Source organism: Desulfitobacterium sp., assembly GCF_982384815.1.
This window is the reverse complement of record NZ_CEVWNY010000108.1, coordinates 1-10,639: the sequence shown is the minus strand read 5'-3', so window position 1 is coordinate 10,639 and position 10,639 is coordinate 1. Positions and strand designations below refer to the sequence as shown.

Annotated in this window: 13 protein-coding genes; 9 read left to right on the top strand and 4 right to left on the bottom strand. The window is 46.7% G+C overall.

What is annotated here, in order from left to right; genetic code table 11:
- Positions 1-141: 141 nt before the first annotated feature.
- From AC1U9U_RS13435 to AC1U9U_RS13400, 8 genes are all read left to right on the top strand, one after another.
- Complete coding sequence (locus AC1U9U_RS13435; RefSeq protein WP_479961060.1) at positions 142-852, top strand: methyl-accepting chemotaxis protein; 711 nt, start codon at positions 142-144, stop codon at positions 850-852.
- A 324-nt stretch (positions 853-1,176) separates the two neighbouring features.
- Positions 1,177-1,365, top strand: a complete 189-nt coding sequence (locus AC1U9U_RS13430; RefSeq protein WP_479961059.1) for a ferredoxin — start codon at positions 1,177-1,179, stop codon at positions 1,363-1,365.
- 23 nt (positions 1,366-1,388) lie between these two features.
- A complete protein-coding gene (locus AC1U9U_RS13425) occupies positions 1,389-1,565 on the top strand; it encodes a Spo0E family sporulation regulatory protein-aspartic acid phosphatase (RefSeq protein WP_479961061.1) in 177 nt (58 codons plus the stop codon).
- A gap of 194 nt (positions 1,566-1,759) precedes the next feature.
- Positions 1,760-2,635: a D-amino acid aminotransferase gene (locus AC1U9U_RS13420; protein WP_479961058.1), complete on the top strand. Its 876-nt coding sequence runs from the start codon at positions 1,760-1,762 to the stop codon at positions 2,633-2,635.
- A gap of 62 nt (positions 2,636-2,697) precedes the next feature.
- Positions 2,698-4,425, top strand: coding sequence for a PAS domain S-box protein (locus AC1U9U_RS13415; protein WP_479961057.1), 1,728 nt, complete (start codon positions 2,698-2,700; stop codon positions 4,423-4,425).
- A gap of 75 nt (positions 4,426-4,500) precedes the next feature.
- Complete coding sequence (locus AC1U9U_RS13410; protein WP_479961056.1) at positions 4,501-6,135, top strand: S41 family peptidase; 1,635 nt, start codon at positions 4,501-4,503, stop codon at positions 6,133-6,135.
- A 154-nt stretch (positions 6,136-6,289) separates the two neighbouring features.
- Positions 6,290-6,628: a MazG nucleotide pyrophosphohydrolase domain-containing protein gene (locus tag AC1U9U_RS13405; RefSeq protein WP_479961055.1), complete on the top strand. Its 339-nt coding sequence runs from the start codon at positions 6,290-6,292 to the stop codon at positions 6,626-6,628.
- A gap of 156 nt (positions 6,629-6,784) precedes the next feature.
- Entirely contained in the window at positions 6,785-7,660 is an 876-nt protein-coding gene (locus tag AC1U9U_RS13400; protein ID WP_479961054.1) for a cell wall hydrolase, read from the top strand.
- A 142-nt stretch (positions 7,661-7,802) separates the two neighbouring features.
- On the opposite strand, the gene AC1U9U_RS13395 is transcribed toward AC1U9U_RS13400, so the two are convergent.
- A complete protein-coding gene (locus AC1U9U_RS13395; protein ID WP_479961053.1) occupies positions 7,803-8,702 on the bottom strand; it encodes a hypothetical protein in 900 nt (299 codons plus the stop codon).
- Between the two features lie 4 nt (positions 8,703-8,706).
- Between AC1U9U_RS13395 and AC1U9U_RS13390 the strand changes: the two genes are divergently transcribed.
- Positions 8,707-8,931, top strand: a complete 225-nt coding sequence (locus AC1U9U_RS13390) for a hypothetical protein (RefSeq protein ID WP_479961052.1) — start codon at positions 8,707-8,709, stop codon at positions 8,929-8,931.
- Between the two features lie 132 nt (positions 8,932-9,063).
- On the opposite strand, the gene AC1U9U_RS13385 is transcribed toward AC1U9U_RS13390, so the two are convergent.
- The 3 genes from AC1U9U_RS13385 to AC1U9U_RS13375 all read right to left on the bottom strand — a co-directional run bounded on the left by AC1U9U_RS13385 (position 9,064) and on the right by AC1U9U_RS13375 (position 10,554).
- On the bottom strand, positions 9,064-9,303 hold the full coding sequence (locus AC1U9U_RS13385) for a hypothetical protein (protein ID WP_479961051.1): 240 nt from the start codon (positions 9,301-9,303) through the stop codon (positions 9,064-9,066).
- Positions 9,300-9,893, bottom strand: a complete 594-nt coding sequence (locus tag AC1U9U_RS13380; protein WP_479961050.1) for a hypothetical protein — start codon at positions 9,891-9,893, stop codon at positions 9,300-9,302. The genes AC1U9U_RS13385 and AC1U9U_RS13380 overlap by 4 nt, the downstream gene beginning before the upstream one ends.
- Positions 9,894-10,047: 154 nt before the next feature.
- Entirely contained in the window at positions 10,048-10,554 is a 507-nt protein-coding gene (locus AC1U9U_RS13375) for a YlbF/YmcA family competence regulator (protein WP_479961049.1), read from the bottom strand.
- Positions 10,555-10,639 lie beyond the last annotated feature (85 nt).

Here is a 10,639-nt window from a genome sequence, read left to right as displayed (position 1 = left end):
TCTCGGCGGGTACTTGGGGATAATTGTCATCTTCCTAGCTGCTATTCTGACCACGTTCTTATTTCAACAAAAGGTTAATACAGGGGTAGATGAGATTTTCCAACATACTGCTATCATGAATCTAGCATTGGGGTGGATGATGTGGTAGGGGCCACAAAATTAACCTGCCAAGAAGTGGAATATGGGGTTCAGATCATGAACCAAGCCGGCGACGCTCTGAATAATATTTATGGGGCGGTAAAGAAAACTACCGAGGATGTATACGCCAGTGTGGAGGTAACGGATTCCGAGGTAGCCAGCTCCGAAAAAATCGTGAGCCTGATTAATTCAGTAGCTACGGTAATCGAAAACACTTCCGACCATGCTCAAGAAGTGGCGGCTTCTTCGGAACAAATAAATTCCTCCTTGGAAACAGTAGCGGGAAGCATTCAGACAGCAGCCTATATGGCGCAGGAATTAAACCATAATGTAGAAAGCTTTAAGTTGGCCAATGCAAATCTAACCACCTTAGAAATTCTCGAAAAGGCCAAAACTGATCACTTGCTCTGGAAATCCCGTATCGTCAATATGATCAAGGGAATTGAAGAGGTTACTCCGGAAGAAGTTACTTCTCATCAGAATTGCCGCTTGGGCAAATGGTATTTTCAAGATAGTAATCCCTTAAAGGATGCCCCGGAATTCAAGGCTTTGGATGAGCCCCATCACCTGGTCCACAAAATGGCCCTGGAGGCGGCTAAAGCTTACCAAGCAGGGGATATCAAGGAAGCCCAAGCTTGCTTAAAGAAGTTGGATAGGCATTCCGGCAAGGTAATTAAATATTTAAATACCCTAATTGCAAAAGGAAATAAGTGACAGGAAGTATAAATATGCGAGCGTACTGAAATTTCAGAGGCTGGGAAAATTAGCGATAGATGTAATAAATTAACGAAAAACTAAGAAAAAAAGATCGTGATTTTTTCAGGTATCGACATTCTTTTCGATATTTTTTTGGAAAATTAGATTAGAATAATTTCAAGATCACTCTCGCTGCTTCCGAAAAGATTTTAATTTTCAGGATAGGTATTTTTAATAGATATGCAAGTGTGATTTTAATTACGCCTTGAGTATGTATTGCATCAACATTCCTGCAGCACCTATCTGGTAAAATGTCGATTAATATGAAAGGAGTGGTTCAGTATGATAGCCAAAATAGATAGAGGTAATTGCATTGGCTGCGGAGCTTGTGCGAGTGTGTGCCCCCGTGTGTTCGATATGGATGATGAAGGGTTGGCAATTGTTATTGCGACACCTATTCCTGTTGAAGAGGAGGCTAACGCTCAGGAAGCTGCCGACGGGTGTCCTGTGGAAGCGATAACCCTAGAGTAGGTAGTAGAAAGTGGTTGATAGGTATGGATATTATCTACTTAATTGAGGAAATTGAAGATTTGCGTAATCAACTCTATGTCTTGTCTAAAGACAAGGAGCTGGCAGACCCTGCGGTGGTCCAGATGAGCCAGAAATTAGATTCTTTGCTTAACTTATTTTATCAGTCGTGTCATAAAAGAGGATATCGCAAGGTTGGTTAAAAAATAGTGGACAAGCTCCAGGGCATTTGGCTCTGGGGTTTTTCATGTAAAGGCTAATTCACTTACCAAAAGAAGGATTGTCTAAATTTTTCTCGAAGTAATTAGTTATTTCTTTACCCGGTAATAGGGGGACGGAAATGAAACTAAGATATGAACATCTGAGAATAAGGCATAGCTAAAAGGAGAGGTTCTAGATGACGGAGACAACAGGTATCGCTTGGGTGAATGGGAAAATTACCGGTTTGCAGGAGGCTCAGGTTCCCTTCTTGGATCGTGGCTACCTTTTTGGGGATGGGGTCTATGAGGCGGTGAAAGTCTGTGAGGGCAAGCTCTTTGCCTTAAAGGAGCATTTAGAGCGTTTTGAACGCAGCATGAAGGAAATTCGCATTACTCCACCTAAAACCGGTGAGGAATTTACCCGGATTATCCGGGAATGTGTGGAAAAAGCAGGGATTGCTAATGCCATGGTTTATCTGCAGGTGACCCGGGGAGTAGGTCCGCGGATGCATGCCTTTTTACCGGAGGGGGAGCCGATGGTCACTTTATTCGTTGCCCCCATGGCTCCTATAGAGGAGAAGGTACGGGAAGCAGGGGTAAGTTGTATTACGGTAGCGGATGAACGCTGGGCCCATCCCGATATCAAGACCTTGAACCTCCTTCCTAATGTTTTGGCTAAACAAGCTGCGGCTGAAAAAGATGCCTATGAAGCTATCTTTGTCCTCGGCAAGGAACCGGGTGGCGGGCTGATTACCGAGGCCTCTAGCAGCAATGTTGCTATAGTTATGGAGGGAAAGGTAGTGACCCCTCCGCTTAACGGACGAATTCTCCCCGGGGTAAGCAGGGCAATTATGCTGGACACCGCTCGGGAAGCGGGAATTGAGGTGGCTGAGAGGGAGCTTACTTTTGAGGAGCTGCGGCAAGCTGATGAGATACTCTTGACCAATACAGGGGTCGAGATAATCGGGGTAAGGGAATGTGATGGTGTAGTGGTAGGGAATGGCAAGTCAGGCCCTATGACAAAGAGGTTATATGAGATTTTTATGGAGGGGTTTGCTAAGAGGTTATCATAGTGTCATAAAAACTGAATATTGGATAAGGTTTTGGGAATTCTTTGAGCGCGAGGGGATTCGTTATGGCTTTATGGCGAGGGGTTATTAAAGATTCAGCAGAGTGTGATAAAAGTTATAAATCCGATTTCCAGGCTTATGTTGCAGGATATAACTTTCAGCGGGCCAGGATTCTTCTGCTCTTAACCATGTTGTTTGCCTGCGCCCTATTGGTTTATGATTTTTCCGGTTCCTCAGTACGGATATGGGATTTCAAACCGGTATGTCAACAATTATTCTATTGGCACTTGATTCTGGGGGGCGGTGCAGAGTTATTGCTGCTTGCTTCTCTATTCATCAAAGGGCCCTATGACCGATCTCAAGCTAGGACAGCCTTTGCTCTGATTACGGCCTTTTTTATCCTCATCCAACCGGCCTTTCTTTCCGGGGGAATTTCTCAGCTGATCCTGCAGCAGATGACAGGCTATTTTTTGGTTGTGTTCGGTATAACCGTCATCTTTTACATTCGGCCAATATATTCCCTTGTTCTTTATTTAAGCTCTTTTATAGTTTTTCTAGGTGGCCTTCAGAACTTTGAGCCAAATAAGCAGTGGATTACTTTTGACTCACTTGAGGGATTGATTTTTATTCTGATTGCCTGGCTGGTATCTGCTAAGCTCTATGATCATGCCGGTCGGGATTTTCTGAATAAAAAGTATCTTGATGCTTCCTCAGAAAGGCGAATCGCCTGGCTGGAGGAAGACCGCAATACTAATTTAGTGAAGGCTTACCGTCTGGCTTCTATCGTTGAGTCAAGCAACGATGGGATTGTGGGAATAACCACTGAGGGTATTGTTACCTATTGGAACCCTGCGGCAATGCGGATATATGGGTTTACGGAAGCCGAGATTGTGGGAAAATCGGTGCTTACCGTTGTGCCGGAGGAATTGCATGCAGAGGCCCTGGAGGTCATTGCCAGGGCCATACGGGGGGAGGAAGTAACTAATTTTGAAACCCGCCGGCTCAGCAGGGATGGGAGCATTATCGATATTTCTTTGTCGATATCTTTAATTAAAGACAGTTCCGGGCGGGTTCTTGGAATTTACGATATCGTGCGGGATATTAATGAGCGAAAGCGAACCGAGCGTGAATTAGCTCGCTTGGAACGTTTGAACCTAATTGGCGAGTTGGCTGCCGGCATTAGTCATGAGGTAAGAAACCCTATGGCAACGGTGCGGGGATTTATTCAGCTGCTCAAAGAAAAAAAGGGCTGCAGGGAATATACTACTTACTTTGATTTGATGATTGCGGAGCTGGATCGGGCTAATCAGATCTTGACGGAGTTTTTAGCCATCAGCCGCAGTAATAAGAATGAACGCCAGGCTCATAACTTAAATGATATCATCAAATCCCTTTTGCCCTTATTGGATGCTAGTGCTGTGGGTAATGATCAGCGGATTTGTGCGGAACTGCGGGAGTTACCCCAAATTATGATGGATGAAAAAGAGATCAGACAGGTGATTCTTAATCTTTCCCGTAACGGACTGGAAGCTATGGGTGCCGGAGGAGTGCTGTGGATTCATACTTATTCCTCCGAGGGGCAGGTCGTTCTCGAGATAAAGGACCAAGGACCCGGCATTAGCCCGGAAATACTCGAGCGCTTGGGAACCCCCTTTTTAACCACCAAAAGCGAGGGAACCGGACTTGGGCTAGCAATTTGCTATGGTATCGTGACTCGCCATAATGCCAAGATCCAAGTGGAAAGCAGTGAGCGAGGGACAACCTTTAAAGTCATATTTCCCCCCTGCCGGTAGTGAAAAATAGCATACCCTAACAGGAATCCAGTGATAAATGTCGAATTCTTGGAGAAATAAGGGGGCGGAAATGGTATGGACTATAAAAAGGTAATAAAGAATTTGAGAAGGAAAAGTTGGCAAGCGGTTACAGCTTCTGCCCTTGCATTAATACTTAGTATATCGGCACCGGCCTTAGCTTTAGGCAGTCCGTTAGATGATGTGCGGTATCTACTGGAGAATGAATATGTGGATACCGTAGATTCCAGGGTGCTCAGTGCGCCAACGGTGGATGAGATGCTCAAGGGCTTAGGGGATCCCCATACGACTTTCTTTACCCAGAAGGAATATCAGGATTTTATCAATTCCATGGATTTAAGCTTTTCCGGAATTGGTATATATATTCAGTTGGTACCACGGGGTCTGGAAGTAGTATCGGTTATTGACGGCTCACCGGCTCAGGAGGTAAAGCTTAAGCCTGGGGATGTTATTATTGAGGCGGCGGGGCAAAGCCTAGCCGGGCTTTCCCAGGAGGTGGCCACCGGTCTTTTACGGGGACCTGCGGGAAGTTCCGTGAATATTGTGGTTCTGCGGGGAGAGGAACGTCTTAACCTTCGGGTTCAACGCAGGGCTATTGAAGTACCCACTGTGACCGGGGAAATGATTGGTAGCGATATTGGCTATGTGGCTATCGAATCCTTTGGGGAGACCACGGTGGAGACCTTTAGTAAGGTTGTTAAAGAGCTTGATAAGCTGGGCGCAAAGGCTTGGATTATGGATTTGCGCAATAATCCGGGGGGGTACTTAACTACGGCTTTAGATTTGGCGGGTTATTTTATTGGGAACAATACCGCCCTGCAAACTAAAGACCGGTCTCAAAAATTTCAACCCTCGGCTGCCTTTAAGCATGACTTCATGATTACAAAACCCGTCATTTTTTTAACTAATGAAAATAGTGCCAGTGCTTCGGAAATCTTGACCGCGGCTGTGAAGGATTATCAAAAGGCAGCGGTGGTAGGGAAGAATACTTTTGGCAAGGGTTCCGTACAGAGTTTGTATCAGCTTACCGATGGTGATGTGCTGAAACTAACGGTGGCTAAGTTTTACTCCCCTTATGGTAAGGAAATCAATGGGGTAGGGATTAGTCCCGATGTCCCTATATCGGATAATGATCCCGTAAAAATGGCGGAGATGATGCTTAGGAGTTATAGTAAAGATGGGCAGGATTCGAAAGAACGCATCCAATTTACCGCCGGAGGCAAGGACTGGCAGATCGATCTTGGTCAAGCCAGAACTTCTGAGTATTGGTCTACTTATCGGGAGTTTGTTGAGCGAATCGACCCTCCCGGTGGCCTGCTTTGGAAGAACGGTTCCCAGTGGAACTCTTTCGACCCTAAGGATAAGGAAAGGGTATGGCCGTTTTTTTACCCAGGCTATAGCGGTATGACTGAACTTAAAGGGATTCCCTTAGATAAAACCTTTACCGTTCGCTTTACCGCCGCCGTCAAATTCCAGAGTGTCGGCGATAAAACCATTGAGCTTGTGGAAGTAAAAAGCGGGAAACGGATTCCTGTTAAATTCGAACAAAGTGAGGAGCGGGCAGTTAAAGTAATACCTCAGGTGCTGCTGGAACCCGGCAAGACCTACTGGCTGATCACTCACCAAGGGATAACCGGTCAAGATGGCTCCACCCTCCGCGAAGGCGTCATTACCCCCGTCACCACCAAGTAAAGTGAAACAGGGGGACAGGTTCCTTGTTTCAAAGTGGTTGTCATCCTAAGTTGGCTGTCATTCTGAGTGCCGGCGAAGAATCCTGATCAGCTTAAACAGGGGTCAAATCCCCCACCGAAAGAAGTCTCTTTCATTAGGAGTGAGTTAATTAATTATGGAGAAATGTACAGGGAATTCCCCTTTAAGCCTTTCGAAAACGGTAACCTTACCCCGTCTTAACCGTCTAAGTCCCTCTCTGGAGAGTACGGCACTTAAGATTATGGAAGAGTCAGGAGAGCTGGCACAGGCCATTGGGAAATTTCGTGGACTCAGTGGAGAACGCTTGAGGGTCGAGGAAGCTGAGGCTATGCATATGGTTGCCCAGGAGCTTATCGATGTAGCTCAAACGGCGATTACCATGATGTTTGTCCTAGAAGAGCAATATGAAATTGATATTGAAAAGATTCTACAGGAGCATGTGGCAAAACTCAGACAGAAGGGATACTGTGATTAAGTAGACTCAATTTAAAAACTGCAAAAAAACCTGTTGCAAAACGAACAATAAAGTTCGTGAGCAACAGGCTTTTTTTATTTGCAGGCGGAGTAATGGATAAAAATCACTGATTTTGGGAAAGACTAGAAATAATTATGACTCAAGAGGTGATTTTGTTTGCCATACCGACGATGCCGAAAAGCCACGGCGATTCTTCTGTGCTGGATGATGACTTTAGTATTCTGGTTTCAAGGGATGGTATATCCAGCGAATGGGGAATTAGGTGTACCCACTTATGAAATAGTCGATGTCGAATTCCTTGCAGATAATCCAGGGACAGATGACTCTGTGGTAGTTTTTTCAGAGGAAGAAAAAAACGCTGAGGTTCAAAATATTGAGGTTCAAAATGTTGAGGATGAACCAAATTACGGAGGTCATGAGGAAAATAAAAATTTGCGTGAAAGCACTCGGTTAATCACAGTGCTTAAAGGTGAGAATCTCTGGGAAGTTGCCCGAAAATATCAGACTACTATTCCGGAAATTATTAAGCTAAACGGCCTTACTCAGCCGGATAGCATCTTGGCGGGCCAAAAACTCCTGGTCCCCGTAGCCACGACCGTAAGGCCGGAGGCAGAAGCGGAAGCAATCCCCGCTATAGCTTTAGCCCCCGAACCATCCCGCGGAGGGGTACTGCAGGTTAGTAACGAAGAATTAGAACTGCTTGCCCGCGTGATCCATGCCGAGGCGCGGGGGGAGGATATTGTGGGCCAAATTGCTGTGGGAGCCGTGGTGTTAAATCGTGTTGCTGATGATCGTTTTCCGGATACTATTCATGGGGTAGTGTATCAGCCGGGAGCTTTTACGGCGGTTATTGATAAGCAAATTCATCTCGAACCCAATGAAAGTGCTTATAAGGCCGCGGAAGCCGCTTTACAGGGTGTGGACCCAACTAATGGGGCACTATATTACTATAACCCGAAAACAGCGACTGATCGCTGGATTAAAACTCGTCCAGTGGTGAAAACCATTGGTAACCATACTTTTAGCATTTAATGAAAAGGGAGGTGCCCGCTACGTTAAAGTAGTGGACACCTCTCTTTCGTTTGGGTCAAAATACGACCCTGTTCGCTCAGTATGATATAGCTTAAAACGGTGTGTCATCCCGAGCATATGCGAAGGATCTTTTTTCCGTATATCAGGGCCCGGGAGGAAGGGTGCCGGAGATTGCTCCGCTCTCGATCACAGATTCAACTGTTCCTGCCGGTACACCTCCGGTTAAGGGAATTGCCCCTTCGGAAAGGGCCGCCCCGCCCTCGGGGATGACCCCTTCAATTACCCCAGGAGCAGCTTTTTTCGGAATGAGACCGGAGAGCTTACCCCATATAGATCCTCCTGCTTTCTTAACAGTCCCTCCCGCCTTTTTGAGAGGGGATAGAAAGCGGATCGGCCCGGGGGCTTGCTTTACTTGTAGAATAATCGGTCCTTGGGGTACATGCCCCAAACGCTGGGGATTTTCAGCTGTGATCATGACCAGATTATAATGGGATAATGGGACCTGGCTGCGGAATTGAGCTTGGTATACCCCATTGCCCGCAGGTCTTAGGATACCGGCTAAGAATCCGTTTTGTCCTTTAGCATCCATAAGATAAGCTGCATAAGTTCCCGGTCCACTGCCAAGGAAGGTGCTTGGTGGAGGTAAATTAGCTATACAGGAAAAGACATTGTCCGGGGAAATAGAAGCGATCCCATTAGCATTAATTCCTGGTTGGGATGCTTCCAGGATTAGTTGTCGGGGCTGCATACCGGGAGCACCGGGTCCACCGAGTCCACCGGGTCCGCCCCCACTGCCCAGGAATGAGAAAGGTCCGACTCCCATGTTACCCCCCTCCCGAGGTTGCGCTTGAGGCTGTGCCTGAGATTCCACAGGGTCTTTATGGGGCTTGGCACCAAAGAAGCCACCACGCAGGTTTTTGATATTACCGTCTTTTTGAAAAAAACCACGTTTTTTTAATTCCGCCCCTAAGTTGTTGCGAATGGTTCCACCGCTAAAACCGGGCATGCCGGGGGCAGCCCCCGGTATTCCTGCGGGGGGCATTCCGGTGGGCGGTTGCATACCGGTGGTTGGCATCCCCATGGGCTGCATCCCCATGGGCCGCATTCCCGTGGGTGGCATTCCTGTGGGTGGCATTCCCATCGGCGGCCTGCCCATTGGCGGCATCCCCGTCGGCGGCATCCCCGTCGGTGGGAATCCCCTTGGGGTGCCCCCTAATCCCCGCCCCGGGTTAGGGATTCCCCCCCCCCTTGGTGCGAACCCATTACCCTGATCCCAGGTAAATCTCACGGTTCTCCCTCCCAATGACAAACTTTCTCTCAATAGAATATGTTGTTTAATGCCATTTGGTGTTGAGAAATGGTCATAAAAAAGGGGCTTTGTGAGCCCTGCCATTAGAAGATTGCTAAAGCTGGAATATTATTATGATAATGATGAAGAGAAAGGCGATAAGACTTAAGCTAACAATAATTCCTAAGGTTCGAACCGTAGCCGAGTTCAGAATGGCGTTAGCAGCAAAAATAATTAGAAAAAAAACAGAGATACTGATAAAGCTGGCCCCGGCTGCAGGTGTAGCAAATACCATGCCAAAGGGTGATACGTCGGACCGGGTGGCAGGATCATTGGGATTGGGGAGAGTGTTCATAGGCTCCCCCCTCCTGTGCCGAGAGATCCGTTAATATTGGCCTGTTCAATATAGAATTGGGCAATTATTGTAATCAGGGCAATAATCAAATTACCGGGTGCCCCGGGTATTTCAAATAAAGGAACGTTGAAGGCGGAATCCGGAGTTCCGTTAAAATTACCCAAGGGACCGCTGACTGTTAGGGAAAAGCTTAGATTATCCGGGAAAAGGGGTTCGTCCTCATCCAGTGGTTGGGGTTGTTGAACATAGAAATTGCCAGGATTGAACACTTGGCCCTGAGAGGTTCGGCTGATGAGATCGGCTAGCTGGTCTAAGGTTAGAGTAATGGAATAATTTCGAGGGGGTATCCTTTGAAGAGGCGGGACCTGAACCAGGGAACGCTTTATTAGGAAGGTTATCAGGATATCCAAGGCCGCCACAACTAATCCGGCATAAGGCAACTTTACCCGGGCGAGGGGCAAAAGTGAAGCTGTTGTCGGTGAGAAAGGCAGATCTTTGCGAATAGGGCTGGATATGAGTAGAGAAAAGGCGAGGGGAGTGATAGGCATGGTCGTGCAAGCTGCATTATTTGGTGTTGCCACGTCACTCACCTCCTTTTTTCTATTAAAAAAACCAAGTCTTAAGGATCAGGAACCCCCCGATGGCTAGGACGATTAAAAAACTTAGGAGGGTAATGGGATTGGTAATTTCGTTTTTAAATTTAGGACCGCAATATGGCTGGGGAGGCATGATAGTTACCTTTTATTACTCGTCGGTCAGACCGGGTATTTTTAGACCGGGAGGAAGTTTTAACCCAGGCGGAAGCTTCATATCCTTGGGAAATTCCAGGTTTTTTGTTTGTTTACCACCGCCGATCGATTCTAAGACTTTTTGAGCCATGTTTTTGATTTCATCTGGTAAGGGGAGTTGGTCAGCACTGGGCATGCCGTGAATTGCCGTGGTAATGGTGAGATTAACCATGGCCATGACTCGTTCAAAGCTTTGCTGGGCTTGGAAATAAGTGCGGATCAAGGGATGTTTGTTCATAAGACGGACTTTGAGGTCAATAAGAGCTAAGGCATCTTTTTCGGGGGTTACTTTACTGATCATTTGGGTAGTAACAATTTGACGTTCCTTTTCTTGATACTGAAGAAATGCTTCGTTGGTTTCAGGGTCAGCTTTAATAGCGGCTTCAGCGGCCAAAACAGCTTGTACTTCGGGGGTTTGGAGCAGGGCCTCTCCCAACTCCCTGGCCTTGTCAATGTAGCTCATTAATAGGGCACCTCCTTCGATTCCTTATACAGGGTATGCTTAAAAGAAGGCGAAGGTGAGGGAGAATAGATATTAGAGAATTCAA

Bases quoted from the DNA above. Each gene is read 5' to 3' on its own strand.
- AC1U9U_RS13430 (WP_479961059.1), top strand. From the start codon at position 1,177: ATGATAGCCAAAATAGATAGAGGTAATTGCATTGGCTGCGGAGCTTGT.
- AC1U9U_RS13425 (WP_479961061.1), top strand. From the start codon at position 1,389: ATGGATATTATCTACTTAATTGAGGAAATTGAAGATTTGCGTAATCAA.
- AC1U9U_RS13420 (WP_479961058.1), top strand. From the start codon at position 1,760: ATGACGGAGACAACAGGTATCGCTTGGGTGAATGGGAAAATTACCGGT.
- AC1U9U_RS13415 (WP_479961057.1), top strand. From the start codon at position 2,698: ATGGCTTTATGGCGAGGGGTTATTAAAGATTCAGCAGAGTGTGATAAA.
- AC1U9U_RS13410 (WP_479961056.1), top strand. From the start codon at position 4,501: ATGGACTATAAAAAGGTAATAAAGAATTTGAGAAGGAAAAGTTGGCAA.
- AC1U9U_RS13405 (WP_479961055.1), top strand. From the start codon at position 6,290: ATGGAGAAATGTACAGGGAATTCCCCTTTAAGCCTTTCGAAAACGGTA.
- AC1U9U_RS13395 (WP_479961053.1), bottom strand. From the start codon at position 8,702: ATGCCCCCCGCAGGAATACCGGGGGCTGCCCCCGGCATGCCCGGTTTT.
- AC1U9U_RS13385 (WP_479961051.1), bottom strand. From the start codon at position 9,303: ATGAACACTCTCCCCAATCCCAATGATCCTGCCACCCGGTCCGACGTA.
- AC1U9U_RS13375 (WP_479961049.1), bottom strand. From the start codon at position 10,554: ATGAGCTACATTGACAAGGCCAGGGAGTTGGGAGAGGCCCTGCTCCAA.